The sequence below is a fragment of the Marinobacter xestospongiae genome (genome assembly GCF_023156385.1).
In the GTDB taxonomy this organism is placed as follows: domain Bacteria; phylum Pseudomonadota; class Gammaproteobacteria; order Pseudomonadales; family Oleiphilaceae; genus Marinobacter; species Marinobacter xestospongiae.
In genome coordinates this window covers 96,978-113,280 of record NZ_JAKZAK010000014.1, presented here as the reverse complement: position 1 = coordinate 113,280, position 16,303 = coordinate 96,978, and the positions used below count along the sequence as shown (strand labels likewise).

Genomic DNA, 16,303 nt, shown 5'->3' with positions numbered 1-16,303 from the left:
CCTACTGCTGGGGTCGGGAGGCCGTTGCCCCGCTGGGTTTGGACAGCGGGGACGATGATCGGGAAAACAGTTTTTCCAGCGGCAGCTTGGTGACCGCAAAGCCCAGCAGCATCACCACCGAGAACACGATGAAATCCCGGGAAACACCGTGTCCCTCGTACCAGGCGCCAATGGCAATGGCCACCACCGGAAACAGGATGAAGACAAACGACAGCAGAATCGGGCTCATCCGCTTGAGCAGGTAGAAATAGACGATGAATCCCCCCACCGAGGCCACCAGCCCGAGGTAGAGCAGGGCCACCCAGGAGCGGGTCGAGGCGGCCCCCAGTTCCGGCTGTTCGATCACCAGGCCGCAGGCGAACAGTGCCAGCCCGGCCAGACCGATGGGCAGGGTGTTGAAGGTAATCACGCTGATCTGGGCGCCGTGCTTGCGGGTGAGGATGTAGCACAGGGCATGCATGATGGCGGCGGACAGGATGGCGGCCACGCCCCACCAGCTGTTCTGGTCCATGCGCACGCCTTCGGCCTGCAGAATCATGTACAGGCTGAAGAACCCGATGGCGATGCCCAGCACCTGGCTGGCCCAGATCTTCTCTTTCAGGATCAGCGCTGAAAAAATCAGGATAAACACCGGCATGGAGCTGAACAGCAGCGAAGTCAGGCCGGAGGAGACGTACTGTTCCCCGAAGTTGATGAGGTAGTACGGTACCGAAAAGTAGAACACCGTGATCAGCAGACCAAAACCCAGGGATCGTGCCGGGAACAGGATGGGCTCCCGCATGATCCGGGCGAACACCACAAACAGTGGGAAGGCGATCAGGAACCGCAGGCCGGCCGATGACAGCGGCGGTACCGTTTCCACCGCCACCTTGATACCCAGCCAGGTGGTGCCCCAGGTAAAACAGACAACGACGAACAGCAGTCCGAGGATGGATTTGTCCAGCCAGGCTGGCCGAGGTGTGCCGGAAGTCTGCTTTTGATCCAAATGATCCATGTCAATGTGCCATCCCTGCTAGTATTGAGTCGGTCGATACAGGACAATGCATCGAAAAATTGACTTGATTCGAGGCTAATAGGGTGAAAAATGGGTGTCAATTATAGAAATGACATGGTGTCATTTATGTGTGATGCGCTCGGCAACGAGAAGGGGCCCAAGTACCAGCGACTGGCACTTGGCATAGAACGGGAAATTCGCGAGGGACGCCTGCCGACCGGGACCAAGCTGCCGGCGCATCGCCTGCTGGCACACCAGCTCAACATCACCGCCGGCACAGTCAGCCGGGCCTACCGGGAGCTGGAGCGGTTAGGACTGGTCAGTTCCCGGGTGGGGGATGGCACCTACGTCAAACTGAACGGCGAGGGACCGGCCGGGGAAGAAGGGTTTCGCAATGCCATCAGCCTGGATGACAGCGTGGTTGACCTCAGCCGAAACAAGCACATCCCCGGGCAGGACGTGGCACTGCTGGGTCAGGCTCTGGAAGCCATTGCCCGCCAGCCCCGGGTGCTGGCGGAGTTGTCAGACTACACCCCTGAGGGCGGTCTGCATCGTTACCGCGAAGCCGGTGCCCAGTGGTTCCGCCACAGTCAGGTGGATGTCCGTCCCGAACAGGTGCTTTGTACCAACGGCGCCCAACACGCCCTGATGGCCTGTCTGCCGGCGATCGTCAAACCGGGGGAGACGGTGGCCACGGAGCAACTGAGCTACCCGGGCCTGATCTCTGCGGCGCGCCAGCTGGGGATCCGGCTGGAAGGGGTGGAAGTTGACTGTGATGGCCTGGTGCCCGAGGCCCTTGACGACGTCTGCCGCAATACCCGCATTTCCGTACTCTACTGCACCCCGACGCTGCAGAACCCCACCACCTCCAACATGCCGGTGGCCCGACGGGAGGCGCTGGCGGCGGTGTGCCGCAAACACAACCTGATCATCATCGAGGACGATGCCCATGGCCTGCTCTCCACCGAGCGGCCGCCGGCCCTGCAGGTGTTTGCGCCTGAGCGCACGCTGCTGATCAGCAGCCTGAGTAAGGCGGTATCCGCCGGTTTGCGGGTGGGTTACGTACAGGTGCCGGAGACGCTGTGGAACCGGCTTGCCGGCGCCATTCGCGCCTCCTGCTGGATGGCCACGCCTCTGTCGCTGGAAGTGGCCAGCCAATGGATTCTGGATGGCACCGCCGACCGCCTGCGGTTGGCCCAGATCGAGGAAGTGGAGCGGCGTAAGGCCATCGTGGAGCCATTGCTGCAGAGACTCAACTATCACAGCCGGCTGGACTGCTCGCACTTCTGGATTGAGATTCCCGAACCCTGGCGGGCGATTGAGATCGAAGAATCGCTGCGCCAGAAACGGGTGTTGGTGAAGTCGTCGGAAGCCTTTGCCGTAGGGCGCCGGGCGGTGCCCCAGTTCATTCGTGCCAGCGTCAGCAGCACCGAAGCTGACGATCAGCTGGAGCAGGGCTTTCAGGCTCTGGTCGGGGCCCTCAACGATGTGCCACGGGAAGACCTGCTGGCGCGTCCGGAAGGGCTCTGGAGAGTCCCGTCTGGTTAATTCGTTGACTTACTGAGCCACTGACACCCCGAAGAGCTAGGCGTACTGGTGACGGTTTGGTGGTTCCAAATCGAGACAGTACAACGACGCTATTCGGGGTGTCAGTGGCTCCCGAAGGGCTTGCCTCTGAGGGCTCTGAGCCTGTGTTGCCACGGTTTGATGTGGAACCACCACATCGGCACAGCGGCGCCTTGGTCAGAACCCTCAGAGACAAGCAGTAAGTTAACGAATTAACCAGACGGGACACTAGCTGACGGAACCGGCTCAGCCCCTGGCGTTGCGCTGCAGCCAGCGGTCGAGCTGGTCGGCGAACTCCTTGCGATCGCCCTGGCTGAAGGGGGCCGGCCCGCCGGTCACCTGGCCGGCGTTACGCATCTCCTCCATGAAATTCCGCATCGCCAGGCGCTGGCGAATATTCTCTTTGGTAAAGACCTGGCCCCGGGGATTGAAGACGTCAGCGCCCTTCTCAATGGCCTCCGCCGCCAGGGGGATGTCCTGGGTGACGACCAGGTCGCCCTTGCTCATCTGGTCCACGATCTCATTATCGGCCACGTCAAACCCCTGGGGAACCTGCCGGCGACTGATCCACGGACTGGGGGGCAGATTGATGGCGTGATTGGCTATGAACGTGGTCTGAACCTTCCAGCGGGTGGCGGCGCGACAGAGGATTTCCCGGATGGGGACAGGGCAGGCATCGGCGTCGACCCAGATTGGCATTGCGAGCTTCCTTCGTTGGGGGATGGGCGTGGCTGACGGTGTCGTCAGCCACAGGCTTCGATTGTACCCCAATTCCCGTATCAGACCTGCTCGGCGTTGATCTGCTGCTCCAGTTCCCGGGCTAGGTTGGGCTCGATGTTGAGGGCGCCAGCCAGCTGATCCAGCCAGGCCCGTTCCATCGGGTTCTGGTCGTCGATGATCACCGCGCTGACCACGTAGATTTCCCGTGCGGCCTGGGGCGAGTCGGCACTCTGGGCGAGCGCCTGGGCGTCGAGCGGGGCATCGAACTGGGTTTGAATCCACGCCTGAAGTTCGTCGTCCGGGCTCAGCCGCTCAATTTCCTCGGTCAGCAGGGCCCGCTCATTGGCGTCGATGTGACCATCGGCCCGGGCCGCCATGATCATCGCCTGCAGAATCTCCAGACCCCGACGCTCCTGATCGGCACCCTGCAACTGCTCCAGCGGTTGACCCTGCTGGGCTGATGCTGCCGGCACGGTGTCCTGGCTGTTGCTCTTGTGATTCTGATAGGCCTTCCAGGCCAGGGCACCGACGCCGGCCAGGGCCCCGTACTTGAGTGCCGTGCCGCCCATCCGGCGGCCCCGCTTGGAACCCAGCAACATGCCCAGGGCTCCGCCACCGAGCAGGCTTTTCATGTCAATGCCGCTGTTGCCGCTGCCACCACTGCTCCTGCCGCCGGAGAGTTGGCTGCCCAGGTTGTTGACCATCCGGTTGATGTCGGACCCGCTGCCGCCCTGGTGCGACTGGCCGCCCTGGGCCTGGTTCATGAGCTGGTTCAGCACTGACATTACATTCATCTTTGGACTCCCTGGATACCAAATCGTGTGTGATTCCTTGTGGCCCTAGAATAACGCGTCCCGCCTTTTTATGGTCCAGCATAAACGACATGTAATCATCGGCGTGCTCTCTCCCGAATGCTCCCCGATTCATTTGGTCCAGGCCCGTGCCTGCGGCATTTCGTCCCTTGCCAAGGGCTGGCAGGCAGGTAAGACTAGGCGCAAACTCCATTGACGGACGAGAGAGATCATGAAGCGTCTAGCAACCTGCCTGCTGACCGCCGGCGCCCTGGCTCTGCCGATGCTGGCCAGTGCCCACGATTACGCTACCGGTGACCTGCACATCGATCATCCCTGGAGCCGGCCGACGCCGCCCGGCGTGATGATGGGCGCCGGCTATATGGTGATCCGCAATGAGGGCCACCACGATGTCACGCTGGTGGCCGCGGAGAGCCCCCGGGCCGGCCATGTCTCCATTCACCAAAGCCGGATGGAGGGTGGTGTGATGCGGATGGACGCAGTGGATGGCGGTCTGGTCATTCCGGCCGGTGAGTCGGTGGCGCTCAAGCCTCACAGCTATCACCTGATGCTGGAACAACTCGATGGCCAGCTCACCGAAGGTGAGCGCATCCCGCTGACACTGACCTTCGATGGCGCCCCGGTGCTGGAGGTGGAACTGGCGGTGGATTCCCTGGATGGCGGATCGATGGATGACAGCCAGATGGATCATGGCAATATGGATCACGACGGTATGGGGTCAGGCCAGGACGCTGGCGCCATGCAGCACCACCACTGACCCATGTCCGAAGCGAGTGATGGGGGCGTGGTTACGCCTCCGGCTGTCTGCACCGTCTGTCGTCAGCCCGGCCTGATCCATCTGATTACTGTGAAAACGGTGCCGTACTGGCGCTGTCCGCACTGCCAGGCCACGCTGATGGATCCCGAGTGCTGGCTCGATGCCGACGCCGAAAAGCAGGTCTACGATCTGCACGACAATAACCCGGAGGACCCCGGCTACCGGCGATTCCTGGGTCGTCTGACCAGTCCGCTGATCGAGCGCCTGGTCTCCGGCGCCGAAGGTCTGGAATTTGGTTGTGGCCCCGGGCCGGCGCTGGCGGCGATGTTGGCAGAACAGGGGTGGCCGGTGACGCTGTACGATCCGTTTTTCCACCCCAACCCTGAGGCGCTGAGCCGGCGCTACGATTTCATCACCTGCACGGAGGTGGTGGAGCACCTGCATGACCCCTGGCAGACCTTTGCGCAACTCGACAGCCTGCTCCGTCCCGGCGGTTGGTTGGGGGTGATGACCTGCTTCCAGACCGACGATGAGCGTTTTGCCAACTGGCATTACCGCCGTGATCCCACCCATGTGGTGTTTTACCGGGAAGCGACGCTGGCCTGGCTCGCTCGACAGTACGGGTGGCAGTTGGAGGTTCCGGCCAAAGATGTGGCGCTGTTCCGTAAACATCCCTGACGACACAAGCTATAGTGTCAGAGGTTCCCTTTCTTACCGGTTACGGCTGAGCTTCATGAGTGAATACGTTGATCACCTGCGAGAGGTTTTCGAGCCCTTTGGCCCGATCCAGGCCCGGCGGATGTTCGGTGGTTATGGCATTTACCACGACGGCCTGATGTTCGCGTTGGTCAGTGATGACCCGCTCTACCTCAAAGCTGATGAAGACTGTCGGGGGCATTTTGACGCCGCTGGTCTGCCGGCGTTTGAGTACCCCAAGAATGGCCGCCTGGTGAGAATGTCCTACTACCAGGCACCGGAAGAAATGCTGGAAGACCCGGAGCAGGCGGCGCTATGGGCGCGCCGTTCCTACGAGGCGGCCTTGCGGGCGAGGAAGCGTTAGGGAGTCTCTGATCAACTCCGGATCGTCACCAACCTCATGTGCCACCTGATGCGACATCCTATACGACATCTTATATGACAGGGAGATCACCATGTCTGAGACGTTCAAAGCCAGTGCCAACTGCCTGTGTGGCGCCGTTACCCTGCAGGTGGCCGCAGCCTCCCGGGAAGCCGACGCCTGTCACTGTGGCATGTGCCGGAAATGGGGCGGAGGACCGCTGCTGGCGGTGGATTGCGGTACCGACGTGACCATCGATGGCAGCGATCATGTCGGAGTGTTTGATTCCTCCGACTGGGCCCAGCGCGGCTTCTGCCGGGACTGCGGTACCCACCTGTTCTACCGGCTCAAGGGGGCCAATCAGTATGTGCTGCCGGCCGGGCTGTTTGCGGATCAGCAGGACCAGTTCCATCTGGGACAACAGATCTTCATTGATCACAAACCGGCGTTCTACGATTTCGCCAACCAGACCGAGAACCTGACCGAGGCGGAAGTGTTTGCCAAGTACGCCCCACCTCAGGGTTAACATTGCCCCGCATGAGTAGGTAGGTAGTTGACCGGACTGTGTTCCGGTCTGCCAGTTCGTATCTTCTGTTACTGCGGTCAGGCCTTTGGGCCTGACCGTCCTGTCACTGGACGTGAGGACGACCTCACCACTCCGATTCCAATTGGGGACGACCCCGCCCGAAAGGGATCAATCGCAATGGCGTGGATTCTTCTTATTCTCGCTGGCCTGTTTGAGGTCGGCTGGGCCGTGGGCCTGAAATACACCGAAGGCTTTACCCGGTTGTGGCCGTCGGTGTGGACCATCGCCGCCATGGCGCTGAGCTTTGGCCTGCTGTCGGTGGCTCTGAAAAGCCTGCCGCTGGGCACCGCCTACGGCGTCTGGGTGGGTATTGGCGCCATCGGCACGGTGCTATTGGGCATGGTGCTACTGGGTGAGACTGCCAGCCTGGCCAGGATCGTCAGTGTGCTGCTGATCGTTGCCGGCATCATTGGTCTGAAGCTGGCGACGCCCTGATAACGGACACTCAGGGCGCCGCCGATTAGGCGTCTGCGATGGCCCTGGCCACCAACGCCGGGGCGCTGAGGCAGGCCTGGTCCAGTACCCGCTGGCGCCGCCCCGGGTCCATCAAGTTGTAGCCGAATGCGGTGAGGTCGGCGGCACCGGGTTCCAGGCGAATAACGCGCTTGCCCGCGGCCCTCAGCAGAGCCTCTTCACGATCGACTATCGCAGTCATGTAGTGTCGGACCCGGCGCTCAATCCAGGGCAGTGGGGCCCGCGGGCGATCCGGGTTACGGGCCGCCATCGGTGCCAGGATCACCACCTCATCCACCGCGGTGTCGGCAACCAGGTCCGCCGAGGTGGGGGAGGCGACACCACCGTCAATGTAGCGGCGGCCCTGAATGCTTACTGGTGGACACCAGGCGGGTACGGCGTAGGAGGCGCAGACGGCGTCGTTCACGGCGGCGGCGGGAGCCCCAGGGTGCCCGAAGGCGACGCGCTCGCCACTGTCGGTGTCCACCGTGACGAGCCAGGTCGCCGGGTGATCTGGCCACTGACCGGCGGGAATCGCGCTGTCGATCAGACGGCGGAAGGGGGTCATATCCAGCCGGCCGGTGGGCAGCAGGCCGCAGAACGCCGTCAGGGGGGAGACCTCGCCACGGAGGCCGAGTCCCAGTAATCCGCTGCCGGTAAAGCGGGCGGCGGGCCAGGGCGGCAGGGCGCCGCCGCTGTCACGGTCGTGTTGCCACTGACATTGCCTGCCCTGACCCTGCTGGCAGGCCACCAGAGTCTTAACGCCAACTCCGGCGGCCAGCAGTGCGGCGACCACGGCGCCTGCCGAGGTACCCACCAATACGCTTGCGTTGCGGGCGTCCCAGTCCAGTTGCCGCTCCAGTTCGGCCAGTATGGCAATACTCCAGGCGCCGCCGGCGACACCACCACATCCAAGCACCAGCGCGCGTGCGGGCGAACCGTTGCGGTGGCTCATGAGCCACCCCCAAAGACCGGCTCGTCGCGGTTGCTCAGATGGTAGCTGCGGGCGTCAAAGCGTTTCAGCAGCCGCTGCATGGTCAGGGTACTCCAGGGAAAACCCACGCTGTTGAAGCCGTTGCGATCCAGGTAGTAGCTGGAGCAGCCACCGGTGTTCCATACGGTTTTCCGGAGATCGGCCTGAACCCGCTGGTTGTAGCGGGCCTGGGCATCGGCGCGTACTTCGATGCGGCTGAGCCGTTTGGCCCGCATGGTTCGCAGCGTGCTGAGAATGTAGTTCAGCTGCGCCTCGATCACGATAAACGCCGAGTTGTGGCCGATCCCCAGGTTGGGGCCCAGCACCATGAAGGCGTTGGGCAGGCCGTTGATGGTGGTCCCCCGGTAGGCCTGCATCCCCTCCGACCACATCTGCGACAGCGATTGGCCAGCGTCGTTGAAGATCCGCTGGGCAATCGGTGGCTCGGTGACGTGAAAGCCGGTGCCCAGGATGATGGTGTCCACCTCGGCCCGGCTGCCATTCTGGCCGATCAGAGTGCGTCCCTGGACTTCCTTCAGGCCGGTGGCGTGGACCTGGACATTGGCCTGGTTCAGCGCCGGGTAGTAGTTGTTGCTCATCAGCACCCGTTTACAGCCCAGGGTGTAATCCGGGGTCAGGCTTGCCCGCAATGCCGGGTCCTGCACCGCCCAGCGAAGGTGGGCCAGGCCAAGTTTCTGGATCTGCTCCAGCAGTTTGGGGTTGCGGAAGCCCACGCCAAAGGTCTCGAAACCGCCATACAGCAGGGTGCGCCAGGCTTTCAGAGTCAGCGGCAGTTCGAAAAACCGGCGTTCGATGTCAGGAATGGCGTGATCCGGCTTCGGCAGTACCCATTGCGGTGTGCGCTGGAAAACGTGGAGTCTGGCGACGTCGGGCTGGATCTCCGGCACGAACTGGATGGCTGAGGCCCCGGTACCCACCACCGCCACCCGTTCGCCCTGGAGGCTGTGGTGGTGGTTCCAGCGTGCGGAGTGGAACAGGGTGCCGGGAAACGCCTTCAGCCCGGGAATGTCCGGCACGATCGGCTCGTGCAGGTAGCCGGAACAGGCGATGATCGTACGGGCGTGATAGCACCGGTCGGGCGTTTCAACCCGCCAGTGGCCAGGCTGTTCCTGCCACTGAGCGCGCTCCACTGGCTGCTGGAAGTGAATCTGGTCGGTAATCCTGTGCTGTGATGCCACCGCACGGACGTAGTCGAGGATCTCTCCCTGGCCGGCGAAGGCGCGGCTCCAGTCCGGTTTCTGGGCAAAGGAATAGGAGTACAGCGCCGATGGCACGTCGCAGGCGCAGCCAGGGTAGGTATTGTCCCGCCAGGTACCGCCGAGGTCGGCGGCTTTCTCCAGGATCACCCAGTTGTCGAACCCGGCGTCGTTCAGCCGAATGCCGGCGCCAATGCCGCTGATGCCGGCACCAATGACCACTGCATCGTAAACGTGGGGGGAAGTGTTGGAGCTCATACGGTGTGGTTCCTGTGGTCAGATGAACGGCTCAGATGAACGGGTCAGGAGGTGTGGCTGAGAACCTGCCAGCAGGCGTCCCGGGCCTGCTGGAGGTCGTCGGAGTCCAGCTCCAGGTAGCCCAGGCGCTGGGCCTTGAACAGGCCGACAAAGGCGCCCCAGAACAGCGCCATCGCGACTTCAGGGCGCAGGTGCTGACTGAGCACACCGGCCTGTTGGCCCTGCTCGATCAGCTGTCGCAGAGGCATCAGCAATTGCCACTCGCTGAGACGGCTGTTGGCGTCCAGGTAACTGTGGTGATCCTGTAGCTCGAGGAAGCGGAAGGCATCGGGGCGATCGCGGGCAAAATCTGCCAGCCGGCGCCAGAGTTCGTTGAACAGGGGGCGATCCAGAGTGGTCAGGTTTAGGTCGGTGAGCAGGTGGGTTGCCAGTGCCTGCTTGGTGTCCTGAAACACCGCATTGACCAGGGCCTCCTTGCTGGCAAAGTAGCGGTACAGGCCGCCGACGCTGATGCCAGCGGCGGCGGCAATCGGCGGCACCGGTGTGCCATGGACTCCCTGGCGGGCGAACACGGTCAGCGCGGCCGCCAGGATGCGCTGGCGCTTGTCGTCGGGTGTGGCGGAAGGCGTCGTCATGGCACCGTGTCTCCGGCAGGTGAATGAACATTCATTCCGCAGTGTTGGTGATGCGGCCGCCTGCCGGAATGGCGGTGCGGGCCAGGTCGCCGAGTGGCTCGGCAATTGGCTCTTTTGGCCTGGTATGCAAAGCTGGCGGCATGACATCCCATCCCGAGATCTATCTCTGGCTCGCTGATGCGGTACTGGCACTGCACCTGGCTGTGGTGCTGTTCGTGGTCGTGGGGCTTGTGCTGACGCTGGTTGGCGGTATCCGCCACTGGCGCTGGGTGCGCAATGGCTGGTTTCGCTGGTGCCACCTGGCGACCATTGCCGTGGTGGTGGCGCAGGCCTGGCTGGGGATTCTGTGCCCACTGACTACACTGGAAATGTGGCTGCGGGCATCCGGCGGTCAGCCTGGTTACGCCGGTTCCTTCATCGGCCACTGGATGCAGCAGTTGCTGTATGTCCAGGCTCCGGCCTGGGTGTTTGTGGCGGCTTACAGTCTGTTCGGCCTGCTGGTGGTGCTGGTGTGGTGGTGGTTGCCGCCACGTCGTGGCCGTGTCCGCCAGCAGCAACCACCAAAGGGGAGATGATGGAAACCGGCATCGTACTGACAGGAGGCGGAGCCCGGGCGGCCTATCAGGTCGGTGTGCTGAGGGCGATATCCGACATGTTTCCGGACTGGGCTTACCCGTTCCGGGTGATTGTCGGCACCTCCGCCGGCGCCATCAATGCCCTGGCGCTGGCGGGCGGCGGCGATATCTTCCGCCACAATGTGTCGCGACTGGAGCAGTTCTGGCAGGCGCTGGAACCGGACCAGGTCTATCGCAGCAACACCTACGACATCCTCCGCAACATGACGTCGGTTGCCCGCCGTCTGCTGGCCGGCAGCGACAGCGACCGGCCGCTGTCGCTGCTCAACAACCGGCCGTTGCGGGAGATGCTGGCCCGGGAGATCGACTTTGCCGAAGTACGCCAGGCGATTCGGGACCGACGGCTGTCCGCGGTTGGTGTGAATGCCTGCGGCTATGCCACCGGGCAGAACGTGTGCTTTTTCGACGGTCACGAGGCGCTGCAGAGCTGGACCGTGGGTCAGCGGGCGGGGGCCCGCACCGAGCTGGGGCTGGAGCATGCCATGGCCTCGTCGGCGATTCCCACCGTGTTCCCGCCGGTGCCCATCAACCGGGAATACTTCGGTGATGGGGTGACCCGGCAGATGGCCCACATCAGCCCGGCACTGCGGCTGGGCGCTGAACGGGTGCTGGTGGTGGGGGTGAGCGCCAACAGCATGTGTCCGTCGACCCGGCCGGCCCACAACCCCGGCGCGGCGCCGGGCTTTGCCCAGATTGTCGCCCACGTCTTCAATGGCATGTTCCTGGATACTCTGGATTACGACATTGACCGGTTGCGGCTGATCAATCAGTTGGTGGATCTGGTTCCCCGAGAACGATTGGAGGAAGCCGGGTTGGGGCTGAAGCCGGTACGCCTGCTGGAAATCTCCCCCAGCGAGCGTATTGATGAGATTGCCGCCCGATATATGGACGGCATGCCGCTGGTGCTGCGGAATCTGGTTGGCTCGGAGGGCCGCTCGCTGACGGGGGGCAGTCTTGCCAGTTACTTGCTGTTCGACCATCGCTTTTCCAATGCGCTGATCGAACTGGGCTATCGCGATGCCCAGACCCACGCCCGCCAGATCGAACGGTTTTTTGCTGAGGATTGAGGGCTTCCTTGATGTGAAACACCCGCTGGCGGACGCATTGCTGGTATCATGCCCCGCCTTAGTTTCAGTCACTGATGAAGGAAAGCCATGTCTACCTTGCCTCCCTGTCCCGCCTGCGGTTCCGAATACACCTACGAAGACGGTATCCAGCTGGTCTGCCCGGAATGCGCCCATGAGTGGTCTGCCAACGAGCCGGAGGCGGCCGAGGAAGGACTGTCGGTTCGGGATTCCAACGGCAATCCGCTGCAGGACGGCGACACCGTAACGGTGATCAAGGACCTCAAGGTCAAGGGCTCGTCCTCGGTGGTGAAGGTGGGTACCAAGGTCAAGAACATCCGCCTGGTGGAAGGCGATCACGACATCGATTGCAAGATCGACGGTATCGGGCCGATGAAGCTGAAGTCCGAATTCGTCAAGAAAGCCTGAGCATCTCCGGCTTCCGGTCGGTGGTTTACTCCGCCGACCGCCCTCCCATCCGCATTTCGATGGCATCGTGCAGCCAGTATTCCACCTCCACCACGATGCATTCCCCGCCCGCCTGCACCTCCCGCACCAGCTGCAACGCCGGTGAGCCTTCCCGCACCCGCAGGTGCTGGGCCTGGTCGTCGGTCAGCGGCTTCGATGAGATTGCCACCTCCAGCTGCCGTTGCCGGTAGCCATACCGATCCCGGACCAGTGCCGTCAGAGACCCGGACAGGTCCTGCTCCAGCAGCTTCGGAAAGGCGGCTTGCCGGAACCAGCACTGTTCCAGCAGTACCCAGCGGCCGTCTACCGCCCGCCGCCGCATCACCTGGAAGGCCTGCGGCTGTTCGCTCATGCCCAGCCGTCGGGCCACCTGGCGTGGCGGCACCATCCGCTCCGCCGTTAACAGTTCGGTGGTGAGCCGGCGCTGATGATGGCGGGCCTCATCGAGCAGGCTGTGGGTGCGGGTAGGGTCGTAGATAAAGACTTCGGGTGCGACAAACCAGCCCACCCGGTTCATGCGGTAGACCAGGCCCTGGTTCTCGAGGAAGTGCAGGGCATCGCGGGCGTTGACCCGGCTGACGCCCAGGCGATCGCAGAGCGCGCGTTCCGAGGGCAGCGGGCTGCCGGGGGGCAGGTCGCCGGACTGAATCCAGCGTTGCAGATTGGCGGCCACGGTGTGGTAGGTGGTGGTTTCCCGGTTCAGAGCCATGTTGTAACAGGTGTCATGAGTGGTCCGCCTATCTCAGCGTCTCGATGTGACCGTTCGATGACAGGCGCTGGTTAATGGTTGATGTTGCGAACTGGTACGTACCAGTTGTCACAAAAGCGTCAGCAATCCGCAATGGAACGATCACAGCGCTGACATCTGGGCCTCCTATGTTGGTACCCACCAATTTTGGTATAGACCAATTCGGGAGAGATTTATGGCGAGTCCAATCAGGCCCCTGCTGACCGTGGGGATTTCCGCACTGTTGCTGGCCGGCTGCAACAACTCCGATGACGATGACCGCGGCGCGGGTGTCAGCGATCCCCAGTCGGACCAGGCGCCGGCGTTCATCGTCCGGCCCTACCTGCAGGCGCCGGGCACCGACACCATGACGGTGATGTTTGAAACCGAAGAGGCCAGCCCGCAGGTATGGGCGCGACCCTTTGGCAGTTCCGATGCGTTTCGCGAAGTGGCGGCCGAGATCAATTCGGACGATGGCCTGGTGTATCGGGCCCGTCTCAACGGCCTCAGCTCCAACACCCTGTACGAGTACTTTGTGCTCACCGGTGCCGATGAGCAGCAGCGGGTCAGCCAGGAATTTGCCTTCAAGACCTGGCCCCAGGCCGGCGACGGCGTCACCGAAGCGAAGATCATCGCCCTCAGTGATACCCAGCTGGACCGGGAAATCTACGAGGTGGTGCTGAACAACGTGGTCGCCGATGGCTTCATGACCGAGGAGTGCGACGGCAGCCAGCCCGAGACCTGCGCCGAGAACATTGCCGCCATTACCATTTCCGGCGACGTGGTGCAGACCGGCGGCACCCGCTCGAACTGGCGTGACCAGCTGTTTGGCCGCATGGCGGCCATTACGCCTTATGTGCCACTGGTGACCGTGCCCGGCAACCACGATTACTACAACAACGCCGAGCTGGAGCTCTACCGCACCTACATGTCGCCGCCGGACAACGGCTCGGTGGGGTATGAAGAGCACTGGTACTACCTGGATTTCCTCGACCTGCGTCTGGTCGGACTGGACAGCTACCCGATCTCCGGGGCCCATGGCAGCTTCAACCGTGAGACCCTGGCGGTTCAGCGGCAGTGGTTGCGGGAGACGCTGAACGAGGCGGAAATGTCCTCCAAGCAGTTTGTCATGGGGATGTTCCATCACGGCTGCCTGTCGGAAATGTGGAACGTCGGCGAAAGCATCGGCTCCTGTGAGATGGTGACGGAGCTTGAGAACTACAGCCGTGAGACCGGGGCCGTCACTGGCCACTTCTTCGGCCATACCCACGCCTATTCCCGCGGCCAGTCACTGGATGCACCGCATCTGTGGCTCAACGCCGCCAGCGCCTCCGGCTACATTGAGCCGCTCAACGACGCCGGCCACCAGGACAGCCAGGTCAGCGACTACGATACCTTCGAGGTCAGCCGCAGTGAGTTTGGCTACAGCCTGCTGACCTTCCACTTCGGTAACGAGCCGTCGATGACCCTGGAGCGCAAGAAAGGCGGCTACGACGGTGACACCGACTTCAACGTGGTGGACCAGGTGACGTTCCGGCACCGCGATCACAGCAACCTGCCACAGGCGACCGCCGGTACCGGTGAAGTCTCGGCGAATGACGTCGAGTTGGCCGTGCAGGTGGCGTCGCCGGAGCAGGTACACGAAGTGCACTGGCAGGTGTCTGAGAGTGCGGATTTCAGTGGCCCGGTGTTTGATATCTGGGGCAACGATACCCGTCGGCATAACCTGTTTTACGCCGCCGCGGATCAGGTGGGTGGCGACAAGTATCAGGGCTTTGAGCCCATCGATACCCAACAGGGGGCGGACCTGTTCCGGCTGGACCTGAGCGCCCAGCTCGAACGCCAGACCATTCGCCCGGGTGCCGATGCCTACTATCGCTGGCACAAGCGCTACAGCAACCAGAATACCCACGCCTCGTCCATGGACGCCTACCCCGGCCAGCCCTGGCCGGAACTGTCACTGAAGCCCGGCAGCAGCTATTACTGGCGTGCACGGGTGCGGGACACCCAGATGAACTGGTCGCCCTGGAGCAACGCCTACAGCTTCAACCTCGCCGGCAGCCGCAGTGACAACCTGCTCGCCAATGGCGGAGGCGAGGCCGGCGATGTCTCCGGCTGGACCCTGGACAGTGGTCTGGTGAGCGCCATCACCGCGGCCAACAACGGTGGTTTTGGTGCTGCCAGTGGCGACTACTACTTCGCCGGTCGTGGTTTTGGCCAGGGTATGCCGGGGGACTGCTGTGAGGACCGGATGTCCCAACTGGTGGATGTCAGCGGTTACGCCGACACCATCGATGCCGGCAAGAACTACCTGGAACTGTCCGCCCGCATGACCACCTGGTCGAACCAGGATCAGCCCAGCCTGGTCGTAACACTGCTGGATGGCTCCGGCGCGGTGATTGACTGGGCCGGCTCCGAGCCACGCACAGTGTCTTCGGTGAAGAGCTGGCAGGATGTAACTGTCGAGGGCTTCCTGCCGGCCGGTGTGCGGCAGATCCGGGTGTCGGTCGGTGGCGAGCGTAAAGCCGGCGACGACAACGACGTCTATTTTGACGATCTGTCGCTGTACCTGTTGCAGTGATCGCTCACTGACACAGTAGGGCCAGGAACCCTCCGGATTGGGCCGCCATTTTGGCGGCCTTTTTTGATGGTGGTCAGTGTAGCCCCTGAACCAGAGCAGAGAAGCGCTGCAGCAGGGATGCGGCTTCCGGTGTGTCAATCACGCCGTCGATCAAGGCCTGTGGTGACAGTCCCTCCGAGGCCAGAGCCGGCGCCTGTACACCAAGATAGGCACGCATCACTGGTGCGGTGAACTCCGGATGGAACTGCACGCCCCAGGCGCGGTCGCCGACGCGGAAGGCCTGGTGCGGCTCGTGGTCAGAGCTGGCCAGCAGGGTCGCGCCGGCAGGCAGGCTCAGGACCGACTGCAGGTGGGTCAGCTGGGCAGGGAAGGCGCGGGGCAGGGAGCCCAGCAGCGGATCGGCCTCGCCGGCTTCGTTCAGTCGCACCTCAAAGGTACCGGATTCCCGACCCCCGGGGTGATAGCCGACTTCGCCACCAAGGGCGTGGGCCAGCAGCTGGTGACCGTAACATACACCGAGCACCGGCTTGTCCTGTGCCACCGCCTGGGCCAGCCAGCGGGCGGTGCGTTCGCTCCACGGCGCACGTTCGGACACCATGGCCGGAGAACCGGTCACGACAATGCCATCCCAGTCGTCAATCTGCCCCGGGTCCTGGTCTTCAGTGACGTTGATCACCGTGAGCTCAAGCTCTGGTGACAGGCCGGCGATGAACCAGTCCTCAAAGTCGCTGAACTGTTCAATGATGGCGGGGTAGGACTGACCTGTTTTCAGGATTACAACACGGCTCATGGGGTATCCT

General features: G+C 62.9%; 18 protein-coding genes. 10 read left to right on the top strand and 8 right to left on the bottom strand.

The genetic code is table 11. The features are described 5' to 3' along the window. Window position 1: 1 nt before the first annotated feature. On the bottom strand, window positions 2-994 hold the full coding sequence (locus tag MLD24_RS11555; RefSeq protein ID WP_248166743.1) for a DMT family transporter: 993 nt from the start codon (window positions 992-994) through the stop codon (window positions 2-4). Between the two features lie 90 nt (window positions 995-1,084). Between MLD24_RS11555 and MLD24_RS11550 the strand changes: the two genes are divergently transcribed. After that, window positions 1,085-2,542, top strand: coding sequence for an aminotransferase-like domain-containing protein (locus MLD24_RS11550; protein ID WP_486341551.1), 1,458 nt, complete (start codon window positions 1,085-1,087; stop codon window positions 2,540-2,542). A 264-nt stretch (window positions 2,543-2,806) separates the two neighbouring features. Here the strand turns inward: MLD24_RS11550 and MLD24_RS11545 are convergent, their stop codons facing one another. Continuing rightward, a complete protein-coding gene (locus MLD24_RS11545; protein WP_248166740.1) occupies window positions 2,807-3,259 on the bottom strand; it encodes a YaiI/YqxD family protein in 453 nt (150 codons plus the stop codon). Window positions 3,260-3,339: 80 nt separating this feature from the next. Continuing rightward, a complete protein-coding gene (locus MLD24_RS11540; RefSeq protein ID WP_248166739.1) occupies window positions 3,340-4,074 on the bottom strand; it encodes a tellurite resistance TerB family protein in 735 nt (244 codons plus the stop codon). Between the two features lie 229 nt (window positions 4,075-4,303). Here MLD24_RS11540 and MLD24_RS11535 point away from each other — a divergent pair, with 229 nt between their 5' ends. The 5 genes from MLD24_RS11535 (at window position 4,304) to sugE (ending at window position 6,927) form a co-directional block, all read left to right on the top strand. Then, on the top strand, window positions 4,304-4,849 hold the full coding sequence (locus MLD24_RS11535; protein WP_227172011.1) for a copper chaperone PCu(A)C: 546 nt from the start codon (window positions 4,304-4,306) through the stop codon (window positions 4,847-4,849). Between the two features lie 3 nt (window positions 4,850-4,852). After that, the gene (locus MLD24_RS11530; RefSeq protein ID WP_425562309.1) at window positions 4,853-5,527 is read left to right on the top strand and encodes a class I SAM-dependent methyltransferase; all 675 of its coding nucleotides are present in this window, start codon (window positions 4,853-4,855) and stop codon (window positions 5,525-5,527) included. Window positions 5,528-5,582: 55 nt separating this feature from the next. Then, the gene (locus tag MLD24_RS11525) at window positions 5,583-5,909 is read left to right on the top strand and encodes a TfoX/Sxy family protein (protein WP_248166738.1); all 327 of its coding nucleotides are present in this window, start codon (window positions 5,583-5,585) and stop codon (window positions 5,907-5,909) included. 91 nt (window positions 5,910-6,000) lie between these two features. Next, complete coding sequence (locus tag MLD24_RS11520; RefSeq protein WP_248166737.1) at window positions 6,001-6,432, top strand: GFA family protein; 432 nt, start codon at window positions 6,001-6,003, stop codon at window positions 6,430-6,432. A 177-nt stretch (window positions 6,433-6,609) separates the two neighbouring features. Further along, complete coding sequence (gene sugE / locus MLD24_RS11515; RefSeq protein ID WP_248166736.1) at window positions 6,610-6,927, top strand: quaternary ammonium compound efflux SMR transporter SugE; 318 nt, start codon at window positions 6,610-6,612, stop codon at window positions 6,925-6,927. A 25-nt stretch (window positions 6,928-6,952) separates the two neighbouring features. Here sugE and MLD24_RS11510 read toward each other — a convergent pair whose 3' ends face one another. The 3 genes from MLD24_RS11510 to MLD24_RS11500 are packed head-to-tail and all read right to left on the bottom strand — an operon-like array spanning window position 6,953 to window position 10,028. Further along, window positions 6,953-7,900: a patatin-like phospholipase family protein gene (locus tag MLD24_RS11510; protein ID WP_248166735.1), complete on the bottom strand. Its 948-nt coding sequence runs from the start codon at window positions 7,898-7,900 to the stop codon at window positions 6,953-6,955. Beyond that, window positions 7,897-9,393 (bottom strand): flavin-containing monooxygenase, encoded by a 1,497-nt coding sequence (locus tag MLD24_RS11505; RefSeq protein ID WP_248166734.1) that lies wholly within the window; start codon window positions 9,391-9,393, stop codon window positions 7,897-7,899. The genes MLD24_RS11510 and MLD24_RS11505 overlap by 4 nt, the downstream gene beginning before the upstream one ends. Before the next feature lie 44 nt (window positions 9,394-9,437). Then, window positions 9,438-10,028: a TetR/AcrR family transcriptional regulator gene (locus MLD24_RS11500; RefSeq protein ID WP_248166733.1), complete on the bottom strand. Its 591-nt coding sequence runs from the start codon at window positions 10,026-10,028 to the stop codon at window positions 9,438-9,440. A 140-nt stretch (window positions 10,029-10,168) separates the two neighbouring features. Between MLD24_RS11500 and MLD24_RS11495 the strand changes: the two genes are divergently transcribed. The 3 genes from MLD24_RS11495 to MLD24_RS11485 all read left to right on the top strand — a co-directional run bounded on the left by MLD24_RS11495 (window position 10,169) and on the right by MLD24_RS11485 (window position 12,156). Beyond that, the gene (locus tag MLD24_RS11495) at window positions 10,169-10,603 is read left to right on the top strand and encodes a DUF2784 domain-containing protein (RefSeq protein WP_248166732.1); all 435 of its coding nucleotides are present in this window, start codon (window positions 10,169-10,171) and stop codon (window positions 10,601-10,603) included. Further along, window positions 10,600-11,730 (top strand): patatin-like phospholipase family protein, encoded by a 1,131-nt coding sequence (locus MLD24_RS11490; RefSeq protein ID WP_248166731.1) that lies wholly within the window; start codon window positions 10,600-10,602, stop codon window positions 11,728-11,730. The genes MLD24_RS11495 and MLD24_RS11490 overlap by 4 nt, the downstream gene beginning before the upstream one ends. 87 nt (window positions 11,731-11,817) lie before the next feature. Further along, window positions 11,818-12,156, top strand: a complete 339-nt coding sequence (locus MLD24_RS11485) for a zinc ribbon domain-containing protein YjdM (protein WP_227172001.1) — start codon at window positions 11,818-11,820, stop codon at window positions 12,154-12,156. A 25-nt stretch (window positions 12,157-12,181) separates the two neighbouring features. Here the strand turns inward: MLD24_RS11485 and MLD24_RS11480 are convergent, their stop codons facing one another. Further along, on the bottom strand, window positions 12,182-12,904 hold the full coding sequence (locus MLD24_RS11480; protein WP_248166730.1) for a GntR family transcriptional regulator: 723 nt from the start codon (window positions 12,902-12,904) through the stop codon (window positions 12,182-12,184). Between the two features lie 214 nt (window positions 12,905-13,118). On the opposite strand from MLD24_RS11480, the gene MLD24_RS11475 reads away from it, so the two are divergent. Further along, window positions 13,119-15,503, top strand: coding sequence for a purple acid phosphatase family protein (locus MLD24_RS11475; RefSeq protein WP_248166728.1), 2,385 nt, complete (start codon window positions 13,119-13,121; stop codon window positions 15,501-15,503). Window positions 15,504-15,576: 73 nt separating this feature from the next. On the opposite strand, the gene MLD24_RS11470 is transcribed toward MLD24_RS11475, so the two are convergent. Continuing rightward, a complete protein-coding gene (locus MLD24_RS11470) occupies window positions 15,577-16,293 on the bottom strand; it encodes a glutamine amidotransferase (protein ID WP_248166727.1) in 717 nt (238 codons plus the stop codon). Window positions 16,294-16,303 lie beyond the last annotated feature (10 nt).